The organism is Actinomadura sp. HBU206391, from assembly GCF_014323665.1.
Taxonomy (GTDB): Bacteria; Actinomycetota; Actinomycetes; order Streptosporangiales; family Streptosporangiaceae; genus Actinomadura_C.
The window spans coordinates 138,048-162,531 of sequence record NZ_JABVEB010000002.1; the positions used below are offsets into that span (position 1 = coordinate 138,048).

At 69.6% G+C, this 24,484-nt stretch carries 20 protein-coding genes; 12 read left to right on the forward strand and 8 right to left on the reverse strand.

Annotated features, from left to right (window positions below; genetic code table 11):
• The first annotated feature begins 96 nt into the window (after positions 1 to 96).
• On the forward strand, positions 97 to 1,263 hold the full coding sequence (locus HKK72_RS02750; protein ID WP_187232594.1) for a DUF3068 domain-containing protein: 1,167 nt from the start codon (positions 97 to 99) through the stop codon (positions 1,261 to 1,263).
• 133 nt (positions 1,264 to 1,396) lie between these two features.
• On the forward strand, positions 1,397 to 2,509 hold the full coding sequence (locus HKK72_RS02755; RefSeq protein WP_187232595.1) for a nitronate monooxygenase: 1,113 nt from the start codon (positions 1,397 to 1,399) through the stop codon (positions 2,507 to 2,509).
• A gap of 142 nt (positions 2,510 to 2,651) precedes the next feature.
• Here HKK72_RS02755 and HKK72_RS02760 read toward each other — a convergent pair whose 3' ends face one another.
• Complete coding sequence (locus tag HKK72_RS02760) at positions 2,652 to 3,614, reverse strand: NAD-dependent epimerase/dehydratase family protein (RefSeq protein ID WP_187232596.1); 963 nt, start codon at positions 3,612 to 3,614, stop codon at positions 2,652 to 2,654.
• Positions 3,611 to 4,795 (reverse strand): glycosyltransferase, encoded by a 1,185-nt coding sequence (locus HKK72_RS02765; protein WP_261986476.1) that lies wholly within the window; start codon positions 4,793 to 4,795, stop codon positions 3,611 to 3,613. Before HKK72_RS02765 ends, HKK72_RS02760 begins: the two co-directional genes overlap by 4 nt.
• 368 nt (positions 4,796 to 5,163) lie before the next feature.
• Here HKK72_RS02765 and HKK72_RS02770 point away from each other — a divergent pair, with 368 nt between their 5' ends.
• From HKK72_RS02770 to HKK72_RS02795, 6 genes are all read left to right on the forward strand, one after another.
• Positions 5,164 to 6,042: a hypothetical protein gene (locus tag HKK72_RS02770; RefSeq protein ID WP_187232597.1), complete on the forward strand. Its 879-nt coding sequence runs from the start codon at positions 5,164 to 5,166 to the stop codon at positions 6,040 to 6,042.
• 232 nt (positions 6,043 to 6,274) lie between these two features.
• A complete protein-coding gene (locus tag HKK72_RS02775) occupies positions 6,275 to 7,096 on the forward strand; it encodes an FkbM family methyltransferase (protein ID WP_187232598.1) in 822 nt (273 codons plus the stop codon).
• A 15-nt stretch (positions 7,097 to 7,111) separates the two neighbouring features.
• The gene (locus tag HKK72_RS02780; protein ID WP_187232599.1) at positions 7,112 to 8,287 is read left to right on the forward strand and encodes a glycosyltransferase; all 1,176 of its coding nucleotides are present in this window, start codon (positions 7,112 to 7,114) and stop codon (positions 8,285 to 8,287) included.
• Positions 8,275 to 10,218, forward strand: a complete 1,944-nt coding sequence (gene asnB, locus HKK72_RS02785; RefSeq protein ID WP_187232600.1) for an asparagine synthase (glutamine-hydrolyzing) — start codon at positions 8,275 to 8,277, stop codon at positions 10,216 to 10,218. The genes HKK72_RS02780 and asnB overlap by 13 nt, the downstream gene beginning before the upstream one ends.
• A complete protein-coding gene (locus tag HKK72_RS02790) occupies positions 10,185 to 11,351 on the forward strand; it encodes a glycosyltransferase (protein ID WP_187232601.1) in 1,167 nt (388 codons plus the stop codon). Before asnB ends, HKK72_RS02790 begins: the two co-directional genes overlap by 34 nt.
• Positions 11,345 to 12,691 (forward strand): lipopolysaccharide biosynthesis protein, encoded by a 1,347-nt coding sequence (locus tag HKK72_RS02795; protein WP_187232602.1) that lies wholly within the window; start codon positions 11,345 to 11,347, stop codon positions 12,689 to 12,691. The genes HKK72_RS02790 and HKK72_RS02795 overlap by 7 nt, the downstream gene beginning before the upstream one ends.
• On the opposite strand, the gene HKK72_RS02800 is transcribed toward HKK72_RS02795, so the two are convergent.
• From HKK72_RS02800 to HKK72_RS41980, 3 genes are all read right to left on the reverse strand, one after another.
• Positions 12,658 to 13,575, reverse strand: coding sequence for a glycosyltransferase family 2 protein (locus tag HKK72_RS02800; protein WP_187232603.1), 918 nt, complete (start codon positions 13,573 to 13,575; stop codon positions 12,658 to 12,660). The two genes, HKK72_RS02795 and HKK72_RS02800, sit on opposite strands and share 34 nt — an antisense overlap.
• A gap of 75 nt (positions 13,576 to 13,650) precedes the next feature.
• Entirely contained in the window at positions 13,651 to 14,496 is an 846-nt protein-coding gene (locus HKK72_RS02805; RefSeq protein WP_187232604.1) for a class I SAM-dependent methyltransferase, read from the reverse strand.
• 46 nt (positions 14,497 to 14,542) lie between these two features.
• Entirely contained in the window at positions 14,543 to 15,958 is a 1,416-nt protein-coding gene (locus tag HKK72_RS41980; protein WP_187232605.1) for an O-antigen ligase family protein, read from the reverse strand.
• 200 nt (positions 15,959 to 16,158) lie between these two features.
• Between HKK72_RS41980 and HKK72_RS02815 the strand changes: the two genes are divergently transcribed.
• Positions 16,159 to 17,160, forward strand: a complete 1,002-nt coding sequence (locus HKK72_RS02815; protein ID WP_187232606.1) for an NAD-dependent epimerase/dehydratase family protein — start codon at positions 16,159 to 16,161, stop codon at positions 17,158 to 17,160.
• A 5-nt stretch (positions 17,161 to 17,165) separates the two neighbouring features.
• Positions 17,166 to 18,218, forward strand: coding sequence for a glycosyltransferase family 4 protein (locus HKK72_RS02820; RefSeq protein WP_261986493.1), 1,053 nt, complete (start codon positions 17,166 to 17,168; stop codon positions 18,216 to 18,218).
• 93 nt (positions 18,219 to 18,311) lie between these two features.
• Here HKK72_RS02820 and HKK72_RS02825 read toward each other — a convergent pair whose 3' ends face one another.
• Positions 18,312 to 19,571, reverse strand: coding sequence for a nucleotide sugar dehydrogenase (locus HKK72_RS02825; RefSeq protein ID WP_187232608.1), 1,260 nt, complete (start codon positions 19,569 to 19,571; stop codon positions 18,312 to 18,314).
• A 286-nt stretch (positions 19,572 to 19,857) separates the two neighbouring features.
• Between HKK72_RS02825 and HKK72_RS02830 the strand changes: the two genes are divergently transcribed.
• Positions 19,858 to 21,234, forward strand: coding sequence for a polysaccharide biosynthesis tyrosine autokinase (locus HKK72_RS02830; RefSeq protein WP_187232609.1), 1,377 nt, complete (start codon positions 19,858 to 19,860; stop codon positions 21,232 to 21,234).
• Positions 21,235 to 21,302: 68 nt separating this feature from the next.
• Here the strand turns inward: HKK72_RS02830 and HKK72_RS02835 are convergent, their stop codons facing one another.
• Together HKK72_RS02835 and HKK72_RS02840 are read right to left on the reverse strand one after the other, a co-directional pair.
• Entirely contained in the window at positions 21,303 to 21,704 is a 402-nt protein-coding gene (locus HKK72_RS02835; protein WP_187232610.1) for a hypothetical protein, read from the reverse strand.
• Between the two features lie 165 nt (positions 21,705 to 21,869).
• Positions 21,870 to 22,682, reverse strand: a complete 813-nt coding sequence (locus HKK72_RS02840; protein ID WP_187232611.1) for a crotonase/enoyl-CoA hydratase family protein — start codon at positions 22,680 to 22,682, stop codon at positions 21,870 to 21,872.
• A 190-nt stretch (positions 22,683 to 22,872) separates the two neighbouring features.
• On the opposite strand from HKK72_RS02840, the gene HKK72_RS02845 reads away from it, so the two are divergent.
• Entirely contained in the window at positions 22,873 to 24,423 is a 1,551-nt protein-coding gene (locus HKK72_RS02845) for an acyl-CoA synthetase (protein WP_187232612.1), read from the forward strand.
• The last annotated feature ends 61 nt before the right edge of the window (positions 24,424 to 24,484 follow it).

Here is a 24,484-nt window from a genome sequence, read left to right on the forward strand (position 1 = left end):
CCTCCACGGCTCGGCACGGGCCAGAACGGCAGACCACGCCATGTAGGGTTACGGCCCAGTAATGATTGCCGGGTAAGCCTAACCCCGGAGGTGACGATGCTGCGACCACCGGTGTTGGTGCTGGTCGGCGTGGGCGCGTTCCTCCTGGCGCTCGTGCCGCTCATGCGGTTCTACGTCCAGGATCAGGTCGTGGCGGCGCCCCGGAACTTCTACCAGACGACCCGGCTGGAGGCACGGGACGCGGCGTACTTCGACACCGCCGCGCTCCAGATGCGCACGGGCGTCACGCTGAGCGCCCGCAGCAGCGTCGGTGGCGACGTGGGGGCGGCGGTCGACGGCGACCTCGCGGTTTGGGACACCTCGACGGCGGTCTTCGACGTGGACCGCGAGATGCAGATCGAGGCGCTGGACTACCGGCTCGCCTTCGACCGGCGTACGGCCGAGCTGGTGAACTGCTGCGGAGCACATGTCGCGGGTGACGGCGGGGTGCGGTTCTCCGGGCTCGGCCCGATCTTTCCGCCGGCGGACGTGCGGAAGCGGGAGTACCAGGTCTTCGATGTCACCACGCGCCGTCCCTGGCCGGCCCGGTTCGACGGCGAGGAGCGGATCCAGGGGCTCAGGACCTATCGCTTCGTGCAGGAGATCGGGCCGACCCAGGTGGCCGCGCTCGATTCCTTCTCCGGCCGACTGCTGGGGCTCGGGCCGAGGAGCGGAAACGTCAAGGCCGAGCGCACCTACGCCGCGACGATCACCAGCTGGGTCGATCCGCGCACCGGCACGCCCGTCAAGCACGACGAGATGATCCGGGCCACGGTGCAGACGCCGGACGGGCGCGGCCGGCTCACCGCTTTGAACGCGCGGCTGGTCACCGTGGCCGCCGACCAGAAGAGCCTCGTGGCTCGCGCCGACCGCGACGCGATGGTCATCGCCGCCGTCACGGCGTACGTCCCGGTCGGTGCGCTCAGCGTGGGGATTCTCCTCGTCCTGGCGGGCGCCGCGACGGGCCTCGGCGGCGCCGCGAAGGCCCTTCGCGGCCGGGTGGCCGCCCCGCCCCCGGACGCTGCTCACTCCGGCGGCGCCGAGCCCGGCGGTACGGGTACGGGTAGTGCCGTTTCCGACGGTGCCGTTTCCGACAGGGCCGATGCCGACGGTGCCGATGCCGACGATGCCGTTTCCGAAGGCGGCGCCCCTGAGAGCGCAGGTCCTGACGGCTCGGAGCCGACGGACGCCGGCCCGGCTGCACTGGGCCGACGCACACCCTGAAGCGGTACGTGCCGCTCGCAGGCGCATTGCTAGTACGTGTTCTCGCCCGGAGGTGCTCTGCTCCTCGATATCCCGTCATGACTCTAACTAGAACCTGTTGCAGTTTCGTTCCATGCGCGCTTAGAGTCGAGGGGTGCGGACACGAGTAACGGAACTCTTCGGCATCGAATACCCGATCTTCGCGTTCAGTCACTGCCGCGACGTGGTCGCCGCGGTGAGCCGTGCCGGCGGCATGGGCGTCCTCGGCGCGCTGTACTACACGCCCGAGGAACTCGAGCTCGAACTCAAGTGGATCGACGAGCACGTCGGCGGCAAGCCGTACGGGGTCGACGTGGTGATGCCGGCGAAGTACGAGGGCGCCGACCTCGGCGACTCAGAGGACCTCATGGCCAGGCTGCAGGCCATGATCCCCGAGCGGCACCGGCTGTTCGTGAACGAGCTGCTGGAGGAGCACGGCATCGAGCCGCTCTCCGAAGAGGGCGCGGGCCGCTACCTGCTCGGCTGGACCGACGCCACCGCGCGCCCGCAGGTCGAGGTGGCGCTCAGGCACCCGATCGCGCTGCTGGCCAACGCGCTGGGCCCGCCGCCGGCCGACGTCGTCGTCCAGGCCCACGAGCACGGGGTCAAGGTGGCGGGGCTGGCGAGCAACGCCCGGCACGCCCGTAAGCAGGTCGAGGTGGGCGTCGACATCATCGTCGCGCAGGGCACCGAGGCGGGCGGCCACACCGGCGACGTGTCGACGATGGTCCTCATCCCCGAGGTCGTCGACGCGGTCGGGCCCGAGACCATCGTGCTGGCGGCGGGCGGCATCGGCCGTGGCCGCCAGCTCGCGGCCGGGATGGCTCTCGGCGCGGAGGGCGCGTGGACCGGATCGATCTGGCTCACCGTGGACGAGGCCGACACCCCGCCGGCGTCGAGGGACCGGCTGCTCTCCGCCACGTCGCGCGACACCGTACGATCCCGGTCCTGGACCGGCAAGCCGGCGCGCATGCTGAAGACGGCGTGGACCGACGCGTGGGAGAGCGAGAAGTCGCCCGGCACGCTGCCGATGCCGATGCAGTTCATGCTCATCTCCGACGCGCTGCACCGGATCAACCGGGCCGGCGGCAGCCAGCTCACGACGTTCCCTGTCGGCCAGATCGTCGGCTCGATGAACCGGGTGAGGCCCACCTCCCAGGTGATCTATGACCTGATGGAGGAGTACGTCTCCGTCATCGAAAGACTCAACCAGATCACCGAGGCCTGAGCCTTACCCGTCGCGGAAGGGGACGCGAGGAGCGCGGCGCTGTCTGGACTGAGGAGCGCAGGGAGCGAGGAACGAGCGACCGGAGCGACGAGGGAAGACAGCGCCTCCGAGGCGCTCCGAGCCGCCGAGCGAAGCGAGGCAGTCAAACAGAGCCGCCGAGCGGAGCGAGGCCGTGTGACGGCAGCCCGCGGAACCACCTCACCGTCTCGGTCAGCCCGATCTCGATGGGCACGGGGGTGACGTCGGGGAACAGCTCGCGAAGCCGCCCATCGGCGGCCTGGGAGTCGCGCACGTCGCCGGCGCGGGGCGGTTCGTGCCGGGTCTCGATCGGCAGGTCCGCGACCATGGCCAGCCGCTCGGCGAGTTCCAGTACCGACATGCGGCTGCCGAAGGCGAGGTTGACCGGCGTCTCGCAGGTGACGCGGCGGACGACCGCGTCGGCGAGCACCCGTGCGACCGTTCCGACGTAGGTGAAGTCGCGGGTCTGCCGCCCGTCGCCGTGGATGCGCAGCGGCCTGCCGCGCAGTGCGGCGTCGATGAACGACGGCACGACGGCGGCGTAGGCGTGGCCTGCGGACTGCAGGGGTCCGTAGACGTTGAAGAAGCGCAGGGCGAGGGCGGGCAGGCCGAAACTGCTGCCGTAGGCGAGCACGTAGGCCTCTGTCGCGAGTTTGCTCGCTCCGTACGGGCTGACCGGCCGGGTGGCGAGTTCCTCGTGCTTGGGCAGCGCCGCCACCGATCCGTACACCGATGAGGAGGACGCCGCGATCACATGGGTCGATCCGCGCCGGCAGGCTTCGAGTACGTACACCGTGCCGGTCGCGTTGACCGAGTGGCTCGCCACCGGGCTGCTGAGCGACCGGGGCACGGACGGCCGCGCCGCGAGATGGACCACCGCGTGGGCGCCGTCGATGATCTCTTCGAGCAGATCGCGGTCGAGAATGCTGCCCTCGATCAGCTCGGCCGCCACGCCGTCGAGGTTGGTCGCCGATCCGGTGCTGAGATTGTCGAGTGCGGTGATCTTGGAGACCTCTGGGCGCTCGGCGAGCTCGCGGCAGAGGTTGGCCCCGATGAAGCCGGCCCCGCCGGTGACGATGACTCTCAACAGGACTCCTTCTCCGAGCGCATTGAGGACGGCCACCAGCCCTGGTCCACGGCGATCGAGGCGTAGAGATCGCGCATGTCGCGCACCAGCCGCTCGGCGCTGAACCGCTCTACGGTCCACGCCCGCGCGTGCCGGCCCATCCGGAGGCGCAGGCGCTCGTCGCCGAGCAGCCGCACGGTGTGGGCGGCGAGTTCCTCCGAGCGTGTCGTGGCGAGCAGGCCGGTCACCTCGTCCTGGACGACCTCGGGCACGCCGCCCACCCGGGTGGCCACCGCGGGCAGGCCGGCGAGCCCCGCCTCGATCAGCGAGACCGGCATCCCCTCGTTGTCGGAGGTGAGCAGGACGACGTCCGCCGCGGCGTAGACGGTCTCGACGTCGGCGCGCCAACCCAGCAGGTGCAATGCCCCGTCCACGTCGCCGGCCGTGGCGGCGACCTCGGGCAGCAGGTCGCCGTCTCCGCACACGACGAACCGCGCGGCGGGGACGGCGCGGCGGACGGCGCGCGCCACCTCGATGAACCGGTCCGGTCGCTTGATCCCGGTCACCCGTCCGACATAGGCGACGACCGGTCCCTCGAGGGGCAGTCCGAGGGTGCGCCGGGCGGACTCGCGGTCGGGGAGCGGGCCGAGGTCGGTGCCCGGCGGCACCACGTGGTACTGCCGGGGCCGCCCGATCCGGGCGCTGACGAGGTCATCACGTACCTGACCGCCGACGGCGACCAGATGGTCGGTGCGCTTGGCGAGCAGGCGTTCGGTGTGCACGATCAGGCGGGTCTTCGGCGGTGAGAAGTACCCGTGCAGCAGATGGCCGTGGAACGTGTGGACCCGTACGGGCACTCCGGAGAGGACCGCGGCCATCCGACCCAGCACCCCGGCCTTGGCGGTGTGGGTGTGCACGATGTGCGGCCGGAACCGCCGCATGGCGGCCGTGAGCCGGAGCAGGGCGCGGGCGTCGTCGGCCGGCCGCACCGAGCGCCCGAGGGCGGGCACGCGGCGCACGCGCACATCGGGAGCGCACATGTCCACGTAGTCGGCCTCGCCGGGCCCCACGAGCCCGCAGTAGACCCGATGGTCGAAGTGTTCGGTGTCCAGGCCTCGCGTCAGTGCCGTGACCTGCAGCGCAGGGCCACCGATGTTCATCCGCGCGATGACCCGCATCACCCTGATGCGCCTGTCGCTCAACGTACGCCCCCCGCGTGACAGCTTGATCACTCAACGTACAGAGCCGTCACCCTCCGTGCAACGACCCACGCGCCGACGGCGGAATGTGCGGATGATCACGACGAATTATGGGGTAGTGGGACTGTACAGAACCCGACCCTTTCGAAATCTATTCTGCGATACGTCCGCCCGCATTTCGGGCACCTGAGAATGATTCAAAGGACTGCGCACCCATCTAGAAAGCATCGCGATCAGGTCGTGATAACTTGTGCACCGTTCCCCTAACTGCTTCCGGCAGTGCTATAGGGAGAATTCATCGTGGGCAAGGGGATTGTCCATTTCTGTTCGGGGGGAGCCTTATGGGTTCATTTTCTAAGAGAGTCCGTGGCGTGGCGGTCGCCGCGCTGGCGGGAGTGGGGCTGGCCACGGTGCCGTCGGCGGCACACGCCCAGGTGGTGTCGGTGGCCTGCAACACCCCGGCGCTGCTCGCGGCGATCACCGCGGCCAACGCGGCCGCCTCGCAGACACTCAGGTTGGCCACGAACTGCACCTACGACCTCACCGCCGCGGCCCAGGTGGGCACCCGCGGGCCGAACGGGCTGCCGATCATCACCGGCAACATCACGATGCTCGGCAGGAACACCACCATCAGGCGGAACGCGGTCGCGTTGTTCCGCATCGTCGAGGTCGCGGCCGGTGCCGGGCTCTCCCTTCGCGGGATCACTCTCACCGGCGGCGACGGCGGCGTGAACACCGGTGGCGCCATCCTCAACGCCCGCGGCAGGGTGCTGCTCTTCCAGAGCCTCGTGTTCGGCAACTCGGCCGACAACGGAGGCGGCATCTCCAACGACAGCGGCTCCCTGAGGTTGGTGAGCAGCACTGTCAGGAACAACACCACCGACACCGGTGGCGGTGGCGGCGGCATCTACAACGATGGCGCACTCCTGGTGAGGTTCAGCCGGGTCAACTCCAACCGCGCGAACACCAGTGGTGGCGGCATCTACAACGAACTGGGCGGCAGAGCCCAGCTGTTCCGCAGTGACGTCATCGGCAACATCGCCGTTGTGAACGGTGGCGGCTTCTACAACGGGGCGGGCGGCAACGTTCGTGGCGATCTGGTCCGGATCTCGTTCAACGGAGCGGTGTCCGGCGGTGGCGTTTTCAACGCGGCCAGTGCGGGAAATGCCGCATTCACGCGCAGCGCTGTTGTTCAGAACAATCCCAATAACTGCGTTCCCTTGGGCACCGTTCCGGGTTGCGTGGGCTGAGGTTCCGGCTTTGTCCGCTTCTGGTAGCTGCACCTACTCGACGGCTACCGCCTGCCGGGTGGTGGGGACGGACCCCGCCGCCCGGCAGAGAGCGGTCAGTCGTACGGGGTGATGTACCGACGGTGCCGGTGGTCGTCGACCGCGGTTCTCGGTCGACGACGTCGAAACGGAGCAGCGTGTGATCCTCAAAGTCCGACCGCGGCGCCGACTCATCAAGGCCGCTCATCGACACGTGTTCTGGCGCGTCCCCGGTCTGCAGAGGCTGGTGCGGGCGGGTTCCGGCCGGGGCCACATCTCGCCGGCGGTGTGGCGGCACCTGCAGCCCCTCGGCCAGTGGACGTTACACGCACCCGACGGCACGCCGTTCGTCTATGACGCCGCCGAGCACGACGGGCTGGCCCGGCACATCATCTGGACGGACATGCGGGACTGGGAGAGCACGACGCAGCCCGTACTGTTCGATCTGGCCAGGCGGGCGGAGGTGTTCGTCGACGTCGGCGCCTACTCGGGGATCTACACCCTGCTCGCCTGTGTCGCCAACCCGCGGCTCCACGCGGTCGCGTTCGAGCCCAACCCGGTCAAGCTGCCGCAGTTGCGGGCCAACGTCATGGTCAACGGGCTGCAGGACCGGGTCACCATCGTGGGCAAGGCGCTGTCGACCGAGAGCGGCCGCGCGACGCTGGCGATCCCCTCCGACGACTCGACGGCCTCGCTCGGCGGTGCCCGCCCGGCCGACCGGACGGTGGACGTCGACGTGACGACCGGCGACGACGCCCTCGGCGATCTGCCGGTGGGCCTCATCAAGATCGATGTCGAGGGTTTCGAACCCGAGGTGATCACTGGGATGTCCCGGGTGCTCGTCACCAGGCGGCCGAAGATCATCGCCGAGTGCCTCGATCCCGGGTCGCTGCGCAAGGTGCGGGAATCGGCTTCGGCGTTCGGCTACCGACACGCCTACCACCTCACCCGCGAAGGCCTGGTGCCGATCGAGGAGCGGTCCTTTCATCCCTGCAACTACCTGTTCGCGACCGAGCCTGTGACGGCCACGTCATGAGGGGATGTGGGTCTGGTGTTGAGCGATGAACGCACACTCTCACGCGCGGTCCCCGCGCACGGCGGCCTCGCGACCGGCCCCGCCCGCGTCTTCCTGCTGATCGGCCAGCTCGGCCTGGGCGGCACCGAGAAACAGGTCGCCCTGCTCGCACGAGGGCTGCACGGACAGGGCGTCGATGTCAGAGTGCTGGTGCTCTTCAAGGGGGGCGCCTGGGAGAGCGATCTGAACGCGGCGGGTGTGCCGGTGGTCCATCTCGGTTTCCACCGGAGAGTCTCCGGCTGGCGGATGCTGCCGGGGAACGCCGCGGCGTTCAGCCGGTTCGTGACCTATCTGCGCCGCGCGCGGCCGGACGTGCTGCACGCGTTCCTCTACCACAGCTACGTGACCGCGGCTCCCGCGGCGAGGCTGGCCCGGGTACCGGTGCTCGTCGCCGGTCGCCGCAGCCTCGGGGACTACAAGCAGGAACGTCGCGCGCTGCTGGCCGCCGAGCGCGCCGCGACGAGCATGACCGACCTGCTGGTCGCCAACGCGCATTCCGTCGCCGACGACACGCGGCGCAATGAAGGGGTGCGTCCCGACAAGCTCACCGTCATCTACAACGGGCTCCCCGACTCCGCCTTCGCCCCGGCGGTGCCGGCGGCGATCGACACCGATCTGCCCGTCGTCCTGTCCGTCGCGAACCTCAAGCGCTACAAGGGCCATCGGTACCTGCTCGACGCCGTCGCGCGTCTGCGGCCCGGCCTGCCCTGCACGCTCGTGCTCGCCGGCGAGGGGCAGGAACGGCCGGCTCTGGAGCGCCAGGCCGGCCGGCTCGGGATCGATGTCCGGTTCCTCGGGGCGCGGACCGACATCGATCGCCTGCTGGCCCGGGCGGACGCGGTGGTCCTGCCCTCCCTTCACGAGGGCATGAGCAACGCCGTCATGGAGGCCATGGCGGCGGGGCTGCCGGTGGTCGCCTCCGACGTCGGCGGGACCGCCGAGCTGCTCCGGGACCGGGGTGTGCTGGTGCCGCCGGCCGACGCCGCAGCGCTCGCCGCCGCACTCGAGCGCGTGCTCACCGACCGTTCGTTCGCCACGCGGCTGGGCCAGAGCGCCCGCGCCTGGAGCCGGGCCCATCTGCACGTCAGCACCATGGTCGACCGGCACGTCCGAATCTATGGGGAACTTCTGGAGCGCCGATGTGCGGAATAGCCGGTGTCGTGTCCACAGCCGGCGTCCAGGCGCACCTCGTACGGAGGATGTGCGACGTCATCATCCACCGGGGTCCGGACGGCGAGGGCTTCCACGAGGAGCACAACGCCGTGCTCGGCATGCGCCGGCTTGCGATCATCGACGTGGCCGGTGGTGACCAGCCCGTCTACAACGAGGACCGCAGCGTGGTCGCCGTCTTCAACGGGGAGATCTACAACTTCTCCGCGCTGCGGGACGAGCTGCGCGGCCATGGGCATCGCTTCACCAGCGAGGGCGACACCGAGTGCCTCGTGCATCTCTACGAGGAGTACGGCGACGAGCTCGTGCACCGGCTGCGCGGCATGTTCGCCTTCGCGATCTGGGACCGCCGCAGGCAGCGGTTGCTGCTCGCCCGTGACCGCGTCGGCAAGAAGCCGCTGTACTGGCGGGCCGGCGGCGGCTCGCTGTCGTTCGGCTCCGAGCTGAAGTCGCTCGTGCGAGATCCCGATGTGCGGCGCGAGGTCGACCCCGTGGCGTTGCACCACTACCTGACCTACCAGTACGTGCCGGCTCCATGGTCGATCTACCAGGGGATCCACAAGCTGCCGCCGGGGCACCTTCTCGTCTGGCAGGACGGTGCCCATGAGGTGCGCCGGTACTGGCGGCTGGACTTCACCCCGCGCCAGTGCGAGGACGAGGACGAGGCAGCCGAGCGGCTACGCGAACTCCTCCTGGACGCCACCCGGGTCCGCATGGTGAGCGAACGCCCTCTGGGGGCGTTCCTCTCCGGCGGGATCGACTCGTCGGCGGTCGTGGCGGCGATGGCCCGGCAGTCCGGTGAGCGGGTGAAGACCTTCAGCATCGGCTTCGACGACCGCAACTTCGACGAGCGGCGCTACGCGCGGATGCTCGCCGATCTGTACGACACCGACCATCACGAGCTGGTGGTCACACCGTCCGCCCTGGACGTGCTGCCCACACTCGTGTGGCACTTCGACGAGCCGTTCGCCGACTCGTCGGCGATCCCGAGCTTCTACGTGGCCAGGATGAGCCGTGAGCACGTCACCGTGGTGCTCAACGGCGACGGCGGGGACGAGTGCTTCGGCGGTTACGGTCGTTACCTGGCGATGGCGCGGACCGAGCGGATCCGGGTCCCCCCGGTCACCCAGGCATGGCTGGCCAGGTTCGGTTCCGCGCTTCTCGGCCGCGCCGCGCCGCGTTCGTCCATGCGGAAGGTGGGCCGGGTCCTCGAGCTGCTCGGGCAGCCGCAGTCGCGCCGGTACGCCGGGCTCGTCTCCTACTTCACGCCGGCCCAGAAACTCGCCCTCTACACCGACGAGCTACGAGAGCGGGTCGCGCACGTCGACAGCTACGAGTTGCTCGACGAGGTCGTGGCCGCGTCGCGCGCGGAGTCGACTCTCGGCCAGATCATGGACGCCGACGTCAACACCTACCTCCCCGGTGATCTGCTGGTGAAGGTGGACATCACCACGATGGCCAACTCGCTCGAAGCACGGTCTCCGCTGCTGGACCATCATCTGATGGAGTGGGCCGCGGGCCTGCCGTCCGACCTCAAGATCCGCTCGGGCACGACCAAGTACCTGTTGAAGAAGGCCGTGGCGCCATGGCTGCCGGCGGAGCTGATCACGCGTCCGAAGATGGGTTTCGGCGTTCCGCTGGCGGCCTGGCTGCGGACCGAGCTGCGCGAACTGTCATGGGACGTCCTCACCGACCGGACCGCGAGGTCGCGCGGGTTCTTCCGGCCGGAGGCGGTCGTCGCGCTGCTCGAACAGCACGACTCGAGCTGCGATCACAGCAGCCGCATCTGGGCGCTCATCCAGTTCGAGCTCTGGCACCGCATGTTCGCCGACGATCCGGATCCGCGGGGCGGGCCGCATCCGTCGGGCGGAGAGGTGCCATGGTGCGGGGACGCGAGACCGCGGTCGTCATGACCTGCCCACGCTCCGGCGACGGCCGGTTGACGATCGTGCTGGCCGTCGGCTCGCTGCGGCTCGGGGGTACAGAGCACCAGGTCGTCAAGCTCGCCGTGGGGCTGCGGGACCGCGGCCACGACGTCCACGTCATCGCGCTCCGCTTCGGCGGACCGCTGCGGCCGGCGTTGGAGGCGGCCGGCGTCCCGGTGCGGGTGTTCGCCTACAACGGCCTCCGGCAGCGGGACGACGCCGGCCGGCTGTCGCCGCGCGGCTCGCTCGCGCATGTGAGCAGGCTCCTCGCGGTGTGGCGGTATTTCAGGGGCCTGCGGCCCGACGTCTGCCATGCCTTCCTCTTCGGCTGCTACACCAGGGTCCTGCCGCTCGCATGGGCGGCGCGGGTGCCGGTGCGCGTCAACGGCCGCAGGGGCGCGACCCCGCCGAGCCCGCTGGGCGTCCGGCGAAAGATCCTGGACTTCCTCGGCAGCCGCGCCTCGTCCCTGTACGTGTGCAACTCGCGCGCCGGCGCCGATGAGCTCGTTCGGCTCGAACGGGTGCCCGCCCGTCGGGTCGTGGTGATCTCGAACGGCGTCGACGTACCGGCCGCGGTGGCCGACGTCGAACGGCAGCCGCCCCGGGGGATCGTCGTCGCGAACCTCATCCACTACAAGGGCCACGCCGATCTGGTGGACGCGCTGGCGATGCTGGACGGCCCGCCGGGGGTGACCCTGGTCGGCGAGGGCCCTGAGCGCGACGCCCTCACCCGGCTCGTCGGCCTGCGCAGGCTGACGGACACGGTGCGGTTCACCGGGGCGGTCCCCGATGCCCGCCCGCTGTTCCTCACCCACCAGTTCGCGGTGCTGCCCTCACATCAGGAGGGGCTCCCGAACGCCGTACTGGAGGCGATGGCGGCGGGACTACCAGTGATCACGACGGCGGTGGGCGGCATTCCCGAGATCGTCACCGACGGCGTCACCGGGCTGCTGGTCCCGCCGCGCGACCCCCGGTCGCTGGCGGACATGATCGAGCTTTTGGCGGCCGACCCGGGGCTCCGGGTACGGCTGGGAACGGCGGCTCGGCGCGCTGCCGAGGGCTTCGGGGTGCCGAGGTGCGCGGAGCGGCATGAGGCCGCGTACCGGGCGCACCGGTGGTGAACAGTGCGGCTCGCCAGGTCGCCCATTCCATAACGACCCGCGTCGTCATGCTGCTGGTCGGCGCGTTCGTCAGCGTCGCCATCGCGCGCGGGCTGGGGCCCGAGGGCCGCGGAGCCTACTTCGTTCTCGTGACCATCGCGATCGTCGCGATCTCACTCGGCCACCTGTCGGTCGAGCAGGCGCAGGTCTGCCTGTGGAAGCGGCCGGAGGCCCGTGCCGCGCTGTCCGCCAACAGCCTGCTGCTGGGGGTGTCGGTGGGCGTACTGTCCGCCCTCGCCACCGTGGTGGTGACCACGGCCCTCGGCCCCGAGGTCGTGCCCGTGCCGAGCCACACCCTGCTGGCCGTCGCCCTTCTCGGGATTCCCTGCAGCATGACGGTTCTGTACCTCAACAACATCCTGGTGCTGCGGGCCCGCATCGAATGGGTCAACTGGAGCGGGCTGTGCACCGGACTCGTGCACTGCGTCGTGCTCCTCTCCCTGGCGGCGACCGGAAGGTTGTCACTGGCATGGGTCGTCGTGATGTGGGTGATCTCGCTGGCGCTGCCTCTGGCCATCGTGATCCCCGTAATACGGCCCCGGTTGCGCGACCGGGATCTGTCGCTGGCCCGGCGCGAACTGGGCATGGGCCTGCGCTACCACACCGGCCTGGTCTCGCTGTTTTTGCTGTTCCGGATCGACATCCTCATGCTCAACGCGATGATGACCAATGCCGCGGTCGGCCTGTACTCGCTCGCGGCGACCCTGATCGAGTTGACCCGGGTGGCCGTGGACTCGATCGCCCAGGTCGCGCTGCCCAGGCAGATGGAGGGCGATCACGACTCGGCCGCAGCCTTCACCGCCAGGACCGCGCGACTGACGTTGCTGTTCGCGCTCGTGTCGGTCGGGCTCATGTGCGCCGTGGCGCCGATCCTGATCCCCGTGGTCTACGGGTCGGCGTTCGCCGGCAGCGTCCCGCCGCTCCTCGGGCTGGCGCCCGGCCTGATGGTCCTCGGGGGCACCAGGACGATCGCCGCCTTCCTCCTGCGGCTCGACCGTCCGGTGCTGATGTCGGCGATCTCCGTCACGGCGCTGGTGGTGAACGTGGTCTTGAACCTGGTCCTGATCCCCGCGTTCGGAATCGTGGGCTGCGCCGTCGCGTCGAGCATCGGCTACGGCGTGCTCGGCGGCCTGCAGGCCGCGTGGTTCCTGCGGGCGACGGGGCTGCCGCTCAGCCGCCTGCTGCCGGGACGCGAGGAGGTCGGCTATCTCAGCGCGGTGTCGGCGCGGTCGGCCGCCGTCGTTGCGGCCCGGACGCGCCGCCTGCGTCAGCGGGACCCCGCCGCCGAGGAGGACCGCTGATCCTGTAGCCAGAGCACGGTGCCGAGCGGCAGCGCGGACGCCCAGAGGATCCGGGCCGGGCCGGGCAGATCGGCCACCTGCCGGCGCAACGGGACCCGCTCGCCCAGGCTGCACCGGGCGTACTGCACGGCCGCGCGCAGGAACATCGTGGGTGCGTGGCGGAACCACGGCAGGTCCTTGGTGAGCATCGCGGTGTAGTGCTGGAGCACCGGCCTTCGCATCTGCCCGGTCCTGCGCCGGCTCAGCCGGTCCGCCCCGGAGGTGTGGACCTGCACCAGCGGGTCGTCCACATAGCGGGTCAGGTAGCGGCAGCCGATCTCACGCCAGACCATGCCCTCGAAGACGTAGTTCTGGCCGGTCGGCTCGGGGAAGGGATGGGCCCGCAGGATGTCGGCGCGCAGGAGCCCCGAGCGGTCGCCCATGGCCCGGTGGACGTAAACCGCGTCGTGCCAGGAGCAGTCGACCGGCGCCGGTCCGGGGAAGTCGTCGCCGATCCGGCGCTCGTCGTCGTCGACGCAGCGGCCGACCACGCCGAAGAAGTCGTCGCGCCGCGTGGACGGTATCTCGTGCCAGCGGGCGAGGAGCCGGGCCACCCCGCCCGGCACCACCTCGTCGTCGGAGTCGATGAGCGCGATCAGGTCTCCCCGGGCGAGAGGAACGCCCTGGTTCACGGCCGTGTGCTTGCCCCGGTTCGGCTGCCTGACGTGCCGGATCGGGAACGGTGAGCTCCGGATCAGATCGGTCATCAGATCGGGTGTCTCGTCGGTGGAGCCGTCGTCGACGACCACCCATTCCACGTCGACGTCCTGTGCGGCGATGCTGGCGTACAGGGTGGGCAGGGTGGCGGCGCGGTTGTAGGTGGCGGTGACTATCGATACGAGCATGGTCTTGGTCGCTCTCTGTGCGGCGTTCGGTGGGCGGTGGTGGGACGGCGGCCGGCGTGGCGGGACGGGCGGGTGTCACACCGGAGCGTGCGGCGCGGTGTTCTCGAAGACGTACTCGTTGCAGCCGAGCCCGCCCGCGCAGGTCTTGAGATGTCGCAGCTCGTAGCCCCGCTCACGCAGGAAGGAGAACACCTGCTCGGGCTTGGCCACCTCGAAGGGGTATCCGCCGACCCAGTCCACGAGGTCGTGGCGGGCCGACATGCCACGGGCCCGCGGCCGTGCCGCCGGCCGGCGGCCGCCCGGCCGGATCAGCCGGACGGCTCTTCGCAGCGGCACGTGCCGGCCGAGGTAGGCCGCGCTCGCGGCCACGAGTGCGCGGCGCATCAGCGGGCCGGACTTGTTGTAGCGCCGCTTGACCCGCCGCCAGAGCCGGCTCTCTATCCCCTGGTCGTTGTAGATGGAGATGTACAGCAGGCATCCCGGCCCCACCATGCGGGACACGGCGTCCAGAGCGCCCCAAAGGTCACCGGTATGGTGCAGAACCCCCCAGGAGTAGACGATGTCGAACCGGCCGAGCCCCGCCGTGGTCCGCTCGTCGAGGATGGAGCCCTCCGTGATGGTCCAGTCGCTTCCGGGGGCGAACCGTTCGCGGAGTTCCACCGTCGCCGCGACCGACTCCGGGTCGAAGTCGAAGGACCGTACCCGTGCTCCGAGCCGGTGCGCGGCCAGGGAGAAGAGTCCGCTGCCGCATCCGACGTCGAGGAACGTGCGGTCGGACAGGTCGGTGGTGCCGAGCGCGCGGACGAGCGAGTCGACGGCGGTCGCGATCCGGGGCTCGTCCACCAGCTCGATGAACTCCCGCCAGTTGCTGCCGAACGCGAACCGGTCGCCCGCGCGGATCTGTGTTGGGCTGTCGACCATGGGTCCTTCCTCTCGTGTAGTGACGCCGGGCGAGTACGGCGCGGTGTCAAGTGGGTTCGGGGCCTGGGGCCGGTGGGACGGCGCCGGCCGCGAGTGACGTGGTGCCGGCCGGATCTCGCGTCGTGCCGGGCCGGTGCCGGGCGGCGGCGAGAAGGCAGCCGAGCGACAGCCAGAACGGCATGCTGATCGTCAGGTTGGACAGCAGGTTGGCGAACAGCAGGTTCGTCGCGAAGGCGAGACTGATGCCGAGCGGCAGGGTGAGGTCACCGGACGGCCGTTCCCGCACCGCCAGCCACAGGATGACGAGGAACACGCAGAGGGTGGCCGCTCCCGACTCGGCCGCCAGGCGCAGATAGTCGTTGTGCGTGCCGATGTCCAGGCCGAAGCCGGGCGAGCGCGCGGCGTACGAGCTGAACATCCCGTACCCGATCCCGTGCAGGGGGTGCTCGATGGCGGTCTGCAGCGCGAACTCCGCCGCCTGCTGCCGGACCGCCCTGCTCCGGCTCAGATCGGCCGGCCCGCGGTCGCCGGCCGTGAGCCTCCTGGCCAGTTCGAGGATGCCCGGGAGCATGACGGTGACGGCCGTGGCGAGTGCGATCAGCGCCTGATGCCGGCGCGGACGCCCATGGACGAGGGTCACCGCAATGCCCACGGTGGCGGCGATGAACGCCGCCCGCGACTGGGTGCAGGCCATTGCCACGACGCAGACCGCACCGGCGGCGAGCCACGCCGGATTGCGGGTCCGCCGGGTGAGGCCGACGGCGGCGACGAGCGGCGGCGCAAGCAGCGCCCCGAGATAGTTCGGGTTGAGGTCGAGCCCTTGGAGCCGGCCGACCATCTCGTCGCCGACGGCGAGGGCGTACCCGGCCGCGAGGGCGCCCACCAGCGCGGTGACCCGGGCGAGGTCGCGCGGGCGCGGCGGCACCGCGATGGCCGCGGCCAGCAGCCCGAGGCCCACGAGGATCCCGGCCAGGTCCAGGAAGACGAGCAGCACCGGCACCGGGCCGTCGATGCACGGCACGAAGCTGACCACGAGAAGGCAGGCCATCAGGGCCACCCACAGGTGTGCGGGCCGGACATGATGGGCGCCGGCCGCGATCCGGACCGCCACGGCCAGCGACACCACGACGACCGCGAGTACGACGATGGTGGCGTCCCCGACCGCCGAGCCCAGTGCGCCGAGCGGGATCAGCAGCAGTGCCGTCGTCGCCGGCCGGCGGAACGCGACGGACGCCAGGACGGCGGCGGCGAGGGCGAGCACGGTGAACCGTCGCTCGCGGATCAGCAGGAAGGTGAGGGCGAGGGAGGCCGCGACCGTCAGCGCCGGTGCCGTCCGCACAAGCGCGGACCGGACGGCGCCGTGCCTGACGAACGCGTGCCTGACGAACGCGTGCCTGATGACGCCGTACCTGAGGAACGCGTACCTGATGAACGCATGCCGGACGTCCGCGGCGGCGGTCACCGCTGCGCCCGGCCGTCGTGTCCGCGACGCCGTGTGCCCGGCGCCGGCCACGACCGTTGGTCCATCACGTCACTTGGCCTCATTCGGCGGATGGCTAGATGACTAAGGTTTTGATCAACGATCACATACTCGCTGTCACGGACTAGATACTACGGGTAGTCAATACTCGCAACGACCATCCGGGATCTTGGGAGCGTGTCATGGCGAGGACGAAGTATCTGGTGACGGGCGGAGCGGGCTTCATCGGGTCGCATCTCGTGGACGCCCTGCTCGCGCGTGGTGATTCGGTGATCGCCCTCGACAACCTCTCGACCGGTCAGCTGTCCAATCTCGACGCGGCGGGCGGGTGCCCGGGCTTCCGCTTCGTGCACGGTTCCGTCCTCGACGAGCTCCTGGTCGACGAGCTGACGCACCAGGCCGATGTCGTGGTGCACCTGGCGGCCGCCGTCGGGGTGAAGCTCGTCGTGGCACAGCCGCTCAGGTCGCTGACCACCAACATCCGCGGTTCCGAGATCGTGATCGAGGCCGCGCACCGGTACCGCCGGAAGATCCTGGTCACCAGCACGTCCGAGATCTATGGGAAGAATTCCTCAGGCCCGCTCCACGAAGGGGCGGACCGGATCCTGGGCAGTCCCACAGTGGTCCGTTGGGCCTACAGCACCGCGAAGGCGGTCGACGAGATACTGGCCAACTGCTATCACCGCGAGCGCGGGCTGCCGACGCTCACGGTACGGCTCTTCAACACCGTCGGCCCGCGGCAGAGCCCCGCCTACGGCATGGTCATCCCGAGGCTGGTCCAGCAGGCACTTCTCGGGGAGCCGATGACGATCTTCGGCGACGGCCGGCAGACCCGCTGCTTCGCGCACGTCACGGACGTCGTGGACGCGATTCTCCGGCTCCTCGACGAGCCGGCGGCGATCGGGCAGACGTTCAACATCGGCTCGTCCGAGGAGACGAGCATCGCGCGGCTCGCCGAGATGATCAACGCCCGCTGTGACGGCCGGTCGCGGATCGAGATGATCCCCTACGACCGGGCGTACGGGCCGGGGTTCGAGGACATGCGACGGCGGGTGCCCGACACCGCGAAGCTGCGCGACCTGACCGGGTGGGTCCCGAGCCACTCGCTCGAGGACGTGCTGACCGACGCCATCGCCCAGGCCCGTCACGATCTCGATCTGCATCCCGAACCCGTGTCGGCGTGACCGGCATGCTGGCCCCGATGGCCGGTGCGGCCGTCGGGGCGCTGGTGCTGGCCGACGTGCTCAGTGGCGGGCTGCGGCGGCTCGCCCTGTGGCGCGGCCTCACGGACGACCCGGGCCTGCGCAAGGCCCACGCCCGGCCGATGCCCTATCTCGGCGGTGTCGCCATCGCGCTCGGCACGCTGATCCCCGTCGCAGTGCTGGTGCCGCACTGGGACGTCCGGCTGGGGGTCCTGGTGATCGCGAGTGCCGCCGTCGCAGCGGTCGGCCTGGTCGACGACCTCCGATGCCTGAGCCCGGTTCCGCGGCTCGTCACCGAGAGCCTCGCCGCGATGGCGGTGGTTCTGATCGGCGGCCGCATCGCGGCCTTCGGGAACTGGCTCGACCTGATCGTCACCACGTTGTGGATCGTTGTGATCACCAACTCGTTCAACCTGCTGGACAACATGGACGGCGCCGCCGCCACGGTGGCCACCGTCGTGGCCGGCTTCCTCGCCTGGGCCGCGTTCCTGACCGGGCAGACGGGCCTCGTGCTGTTCCTTCTCGCGCTCTCGGCCGGGTGCTTCGGCTTCCTCATCCACAACTGGACCCCCGCGCGCATGTTCATGGGCGACGCGGGTTCGCTGTTCATCGGTTTCGTGATCTCCGCGGGCGCCGTCCTGATCGACCTGCCCGGCGGCCCGATGTCCAGGATCGCGGAGATGCTACTGGTCACTTTCGTGGCGACGGTGGACACCTGCCTCGTACTACTGTCCCGACGCCGTGCCGGGCGGTCGTTGCTGGTCGGCGGCACCGATCACATCTCTCACAGGCTGCGGCGGCTGGGGATGAGCATCCGGCAGGTGACCTTCACCCTCTTCGCCGCCACGCTCGTACCGTGCCTGTTCGGAGTGCTGGTCACCGAACAGCGGCTCTCGGGTTCGGTGGCGGTGGTCGGCGTCACGGTGGTCGCCCTGTCGATGATCTGGTTGCTGCTGCGGGTCCCGGTGTACCCGGCCGAGCGCACGGACTTCCCGGTGCGGCCCATCTCGGCGAGGGCGCTGTCCACCGACAGGTCATGACCGGCGTACGACGCAACGTGGCCGCCGGCGGCGGTCAGGACCGGAACGGCTCTGACGACGTCACGCGGCACGGCGATGGCCTCGCGGCCGGTCTCAGAGTCGTTCGACCACGGGACCGCTGCACCGGTTGCGAGTGTCGAAGACGTACGAGCTCTCCCGCTGGACCAGCTCGAAATCGAAGGCGTCGTGATCGGTGAGGACCACCACGGCGTCGGCGGCTCGGAGCTCTTTCTCCTCCATGGGGACGAGCGCGATGCCCGGGGGAACGCGCATGGGCTCCACATGGGGATCCGCGGCCCGTAGATCCGCACCCAGCTTCCGCAGAGCCTCCACGACCGCCAGTGCGGGCGACTCGCGCAGGTCACCGGTGTTCTTCTTGTAGGCCAGCCCGAGCAGCAGCACGCGGCTGCCGTTCACCGGCTTGAGCCGCGCGTTCAGACCTTCCGTCACCCGCCGCACCACATGGTCGGGCATGTGATCGTTGATGTCGTTGGCGAGCTCGACGAAGCGGAAGTTGTGACCGAGCGTCCGTTTCACCTGCCAGGAGAGATAGGACGGGTCGACCGGCAGACAGTGTCCGCCGACCCCCGGGCCCGGATAGAACGGTAGATAACCGAACGGCTTGGTCGAGGCCGCTTCGGTGGCCTCCCAGATGTCGATGCCGAGTTGGTCCGCGAAAATCGCGATCTCGTTGATCAGTGCGATATTGACGTGCCGGAACGTGTTCTCGATCAGCTTGATCAGCTCGGCGACCTTGAGCGTCGACACGGTTATGGGCTTGTCGACGATCCGGGCATAGAAATCCTGGACGGCCGCGAGTGAGGCATTGTCGAGACCGGCCACGATCTTCGGGGTGTTCTGCAGGTTCCAGCACGGGTTGCCGGGATCGATCCGTTCTGGGCTGTAACCCAGGAGGAATTCGCCGGGCGCGCGGAGGCCACTGTGCTCCTCGAGCAAGGGCAGCAACAGCTCCTCGGTCGTACCGGGATAGGTCGTCGACTCGAGCACGACGAGGCAGCCCGGCCGGAGATACCGCGCGATGGTGCGTGCGGCGTCCTGGACATGGCTGAGATCTGGAATGCCGTCCCGCAGCGGCGTAGGGACGGTGATCACGCAGATGTCGAAACCGGTGGCGTCGGCGTCTTGGCACGTGGGGACGTAGCGGCCGCTGCCGAGAGCCGCCGCGAGCTGCTCGGAACTTATGTCGTCCACATAGGAGTCGCCGCCGCTCAGCTGCTTTATGCGCTGTTCGTCGGAGTCCAGGCCGACCACGTGAAAGCCGCTGTCCACCGCTCGGAGCGCGAGCGGCAAGCCCACATATCCCTGACCGATCACCACAAGTCGTCGTGCCATGAACCCTCCACAGTCAATGTTATCGACTTCTCTATAAGTAGCGTCGAGTGATCATGAGGGAAAGGGTTTCATCTCTCAATATCAAGCAAACTCATGGCATGAATTCGGTCATTGCCGATGCGGTCGGCGGTGCGCGGGAATTACTGGCGCGCCGTCGCTCCCCAAAGGTCGCCGATCTTGGCGTCGGAGGTTAGTCTGTCTTCGGGGAGCTCGCGTACGGTGTCGCTCTACGTGGTTCACGCGGTGATTATCGGCGATGTCGCTCTGATGTCGGGAAGTGTGTGAAATGGAATTCATTAAATACCTTCGCCTGCTCCGGAGGCATTGGCTGCTCATTGTGGTGTCCGTCGTCCTGTCGGGAGGGGTCGCCTGGGTCGTCACCATGCGGCAGACGCCTCAGTACCGGGCATCGATCACGATGTTCGTGTCGGCGGCCGACCGCACGACGAACTCTTCGACGGCCTACCAGGCCAGCCTGCTGTCACAGGAGCGCGTCAAGTCCTACGCCAACCTGCTGAAGAGCGAGCGAATCGCCAGCAAGCTCTCCTCGACCCTGAACGGCGGTCTCTCCGCTGAGAACCTGCAGGCGAGGATCTCGGCCGAGGCCATCCCCGAGACGGTACTGCTGCGCGCGATGGTGGTGGACGAATCCCCCGCGCGGGCCAAGAGCCTCGCGGACGCCCTCGGCGTCGAGTTCGTCGCGTTGGTCCAGGAGCTCGAGCGCCCGCCCGGCGATGCCCGCCCGCTGGTCAAGGTGACGGTGGTGGACGACGCCCAGGTGCCGACCGCACCCGTGAGCCCTCAGCCGCTGCTCAACCTGATGCTCGGACTGCTCGCCGGCTTCGCGATCGGAGTCGGCGGCAGCCTGCTGCGTGAGGACGCCGACAGCTCGGTGAAGTCCGGCGACGACCTTCGTCGGCTCACCGGCGGAGCCGTACTCGGCACGATCCGCTATGACGGCGCGGTGTCGAAGCGCCCGAACGTCGGCCACGGCGCCATGCACACCCCACGCGCCGAGGCGTTCCGCTTTCTCCGCGCCAACCTGCAGTTCGTCGACGTGGACGAGCCGGTGCGCCTGGTCGTGATCACCAGTGCGCTGCCCAAGGAGGGGCGGTCTCTGACGACCTGCGACCTGGCGGTCGCCCTCGCACAGGCCGGCAAGCGTGTCATCGTGGTCGACGCGGACCTCCGCAAGCCGCGCATCGCCCGCTACCTCGGAGTCGATGGAACGGCCGGGCTCACCAGCGTGCTCGTCGGCCACACCGGCCTGGACGACGCGCTTCAGCAATGGCGTGACCTGCCGCTCTTCGTGCTGTCGAGCGGGCCGGTACCGCCCAATCCCGGTGAACTGCTCGGTTCGCAGCACATGCAGAAGCTGCTCCTCGACGTTCGCGACCGGGCCGACATCGTCCTGCTCGACACGCCTCCGCTGCTGCCGGTCGCCGACGCCACCGTTCTCGCGCGTAACTGCGACGGCGCGGTGATGATCGCCAGGCATGGCCGGACGCAGACGGATGAGCTGCGCAGCGGGGTGGAGCGGCTCCGCGCTGCGGACGTCCGACTGCTCGGCAGCGTGCTCAACATGGTCCCGGCCAAGCACGAGCTCGGCTACAGCCGTGCCGGTGACTTCGACCGGCCGGCGGACAGCCTCACCGCCCGCTGACCGGCCCACCGCCCCGCTGACCGGCCCACCACCCCGCTGACCGGCCCACCACAGGGCGCCGATGCCGGTCAGCGGCGGATGAGCCAGGCGAGGATCCGGCCCATGACGTAATAGACGGCCGCGGCCAGGCCCCAGTTGGCGTACATCTGCTTGTCCGGGTCCGGGTTCGTGAAGACGTCGGCGAACGGCGTGGCCAGCCAGCGACCCGCGTCCAGGATGTTCTGGACGAGCGTGTTGCCGGTGTTGGCGTCGGCCCAGGTCAGCCCCATCCCGGCCAGCAGCGTCAGGGCGGCCGCCCAGGCGGCGAGCCAGATCAGCGCACTGACCGGGTTGTGCCCGTGCCGCCGCTCCCGGCGGCTCGCCCTGCGTTCGACGAATCCACTCCCACTCGGTCTACTCCGGGGCTTGGCATCCCTGGTGTCGCCATCGGCGCCATGCCGCCTGCGGTCGCGCCAGATCTGTACGGCCATCGCGGGTCACGTCCTCTACCTCGGGTCCTGACACGCTTTGTCCCTCCAGACGAACCCGCTAAACCGGGCGGCGGAATCCGCGTGGAGACCGGCCGGCTGTGATGACGGCGCCTTGGCGCGCGGGACGTCGGCGCCGTCGCCGGAGGTGGGTGGCGCCGGCGCGCGTCACTGACCGCGGTAGACGGCGGGCCGCTTGTCCCGGAAGGCGCGTGAGCCCTCCTTGGCGTCCTCGGAGCCGATGACGGGCCAGCCGATCTCGTCGGAGACCTTCAGCGCCTCGTCCTCGGGCAGGTGCTCCGTCTCGCGGTAGGTCCGCAGGATCGCCTGCACCGCGAGCGGACCGCACGCGGCGATCTCGTCGGCGAGCGTGCGTGCCGCCGTGAGCGCCTGTCCGTCCGGCACGACCTTGTTGATCAGGCCCATGCGCAGAGCCTCGTCCGGCAGTACGGATCGGCCGGTCAGCAGGATGTCCATCGCGAAGGCGTAGGGGATCTGGCGGGGCAGCCGGATCGCGGAACCGCCCATCGGGAACAGCCCGCGTCTCGCCTCGTACAGGCCGAGCGTCGCGCCCGCGGCCACCACGCGCAGGTCGGTGCCGATCAGCAGCTCGGTGCCGCCGGCGACGGCGTAACCCTCGATCGCCGCGATCAGCGGCTTCGTGGGCCGCCCGTCCCGGAGCAGCGCCTTCCAGTGGTAGTCCGGGATCTCCGCGGCGCGCCGGCGTACGCGCTCGTCCTCCGACGGCGTGCCCATGGCCTTCAGGTCGGCGCCGGCGCAGAAGTGACCATCGGACCCGGTCAGGATGCCGACCCGCACGTCCGGCTCGGCGGAGACGTACGCCCAGGCCTCGGCCAGCCCGACGAGCATGTCCTGGCTCAGCGCGTTGCGGGCCGCGGGCCGGTCCATCGTCACGGTGACCACGTGCCCGTCCCGTTCGACCACGCAGTGCGGAGTGCTGATGGGCAACCGTTCCGCCATGCCGTGCTCCCTCTCCAGCGACGATGTCCGAACCGCAAAACGAGAACCGATTCTAGTGAGAACATGTGCTGCTGGACAGGGCTTGCCTGGGAAAACGAGAACGTGATCTACTGCGGGTCCGGAGTCATGTCACCGCAGTGACGGGCCGGGGGACCCGCACGCGGACACGTAGCCTGCCGAGGGAGAACCGATGGGGTCGTTGGGCTTTTGGCGGCTCGCGCAGCAGGATCCGGACTGGATCGCGGCCGTCGACCCTGACGGCACAGAGCACGCCGCCGGTGAACTGCTCGCCCGGGCCAACCAGGTCGTCCACGGCCTGCGCGCGCTGGGGCTCGAGCCGGGCGACGGCATCTGCGGTCTGGTGCCGAACGGCGTGGACGGGCTGGTGCTCTATCTCGCCGCGCTGCAGGCGGGGTGGTACTACACACCGATCAACTGGCACCTGACCGGGCCCGAGATCGGCTACATCGTGGCCGACAGCGAGGCCAAGGCGTTCTTCGTGCACGAGCGCTTCGCGGTCGAGGGGGCGCGCGGCGCCGACGAGGCCGGCCTGGCGGCGGAGCGGCGGTTCGGATTCGGCGAGGTCACGGGCTTCCGGCCGTTCGCCGAGCTGGTCGAGGGGCGTTCGGCCGAGGCGCCGCAGGACCGTACGAACGGTGCCACGATGCACTACACCTCGGGCACCACCGGGCGGCCCAAGGGCGTGCGCAGGCGGCTGGCCGGGATCGACCCCGACGACGCGGCCGAGCTGATGACCTTCCTGCTGTCGTTCTTCGGGATCACCGCGGGCCGGCCCAACGTCCATCTGGTCACCTCGCCCAGCTATCACACGGCGGTGACGCAGTTCGGGGGCACGGCCCTGCACATGGGGCACACCCTCGTCTACATGGACCAGTGGGGCGCCGAGGAGACGCTCCGGCTGATCGAGCGTCATCGCGTCACCAACACCCATATGGTGCCGACCCACTTCAAGCGGCTGCTGTCGCTTCCCGAAGAGGTGCGGCGGCGCTACGACGTGTCGTCGATGGCCTGGGCGATCCACGCGGCGGCGCCGTGCCCTGTGCCCATCAAGCAGGCGATGCTCGACTGGTGGGGCGACTGCGTCTGGGAGTACTACGCGGCCACCGAGGGCGGCGGCACGATCGCCTCGCCGCAGGACTGGCGGGCGCACCCGGGCACCGTCGGCAAGGCGTGGCCGATCAGCGAACTGCTCATCGTCGACGGCGACGGCAACGAGGTGCCGACCGGTACCCCGGGCACCATCTACATGAAGATGGTGGGGGTCGAGTTCGAGTACAAGGGCGACCCGGCCAAGACCCTGGCGAACCGGCTGAAGGACCATTTCACGGTCGGCGACATCGGGTACGTCAGCGAGGACGGTTTCCTGTTCCTGTCCGACCGCAAGGCCGACATGATCATCTCCGGGGGCACCAACATCTACCCCGCCGAGATCGAGAACGAGATCATGGTGCATCCCAAGGTCGCCGATGTCGCGGTCTTCGGCATTCCGGACGAGGAGTGGGGCGAGCAGATCAAGGCCGTCGTCGAACCCGCCGAGGGCGTCGCCCCGGGCCCGGAACTCACCGCGGAGATCCTCGTCTCTCTCGAAGGGCGCCTCGCCCGCATGAAGTGGCCGAAGTCGATCGACTTCATCGAGACCATGCCCCGTGAGCCCAACGGCAAGCTGCTAAAACGCAAACTCCGCGATCCCTTCTGGAGTGAGCGCGACAGTGCCATCTGATTCCCGCCGTGATCATGCAGTTGTTCGCGCGCGAACAACTGCATGATCACGGCGGAGAGGG

Bases quoted from the DNA above. Each gene is read 5' to 3' on its own strand.
- HKK72_RS02750 (WP_187232594.1), top strand. From the start codon at position 97: ATGCTGCGACCACCGGTGTTGGTGCTGGTCGGCGTGGGCGCGTTCCTC.
- asnB (WP_187232600.1), top strand. From the start codon at position 8,275: ATGTGCGGAATAGCCGGTGTCGTGTCCACAGCCGGCGTCCAGGCGCAC.
- HKK72_RS02790 (WP_187232601.1), top strand. From the start codon at position 10,185: ATGGTGCGGGGACGCGAGACCGCGGTCGTCATGACCTGCCCACGCTCC.
- HKK72_RS02800 (WP_187232603.1), bottom strand. From the start codon at position 13,575: ATGCTCGTATCGATAGTCACCGCCACCTACAACCGCGCCGCCACCCTG.
- HKK72_RS02805 (WP_187232604.1), bottom strand. From the start codon at position 14,496: ATGGTCGACAGCCCAACACAGATCCGCGCGGGCGACCGGTTCGCGTTC.
- HKK72_RS02815 (WP_187232606.1), top strand. From the start codon at position 16,159: ATGGCGAGGACGAAGTATCTGGTGACGGGCGGAGCGGGCTTCATCGGG.
- HKK72_RS02820 (WP_261986493.1), top strand. From the start codon at position 17,166: ATGCTGGCCCCGATGGCCGGTGCGGCCGTCGGGGCGCTGGTGCTGGCC.
- HKK72_RS02825 (WP_187232608.1), bottom strand. From the start codon at position 19,571: ATGGCACGACGACTTGTGGTGATCGGTCAGGGATATGTGGGCTTGCCG.
- HKK72_RS02830 (WP_187232609.1), top strand. From the start codon at position 19,858: ATGGAATTCATTAAATACCTTCGCCTGCTCCGGAGGCATTGGCTGCTC.
- HKK72_RS02835 (WP_187232610.1), bottom strand. From the start codon at position 21,704: ATGGCCGTACAGATCTGGCGCGACCGCAGGCGGCATGGCGCCGATGGC.
- HKK72_RS02840 (WP_187232611.1), bottom strand. From the start codon at position 22,682: ATGGCGGAACGGTTGCCCATCAGCACTCCGCACTGCGTGGTCGAACGG.
- HKK72_RS02845 (WP_187232612.1), top strand. From the start codon at position 22,873: ATGGGGTCGTTGGGCTTTTGGCGGCTCGCGCAGCAGGATCCGGACTGG.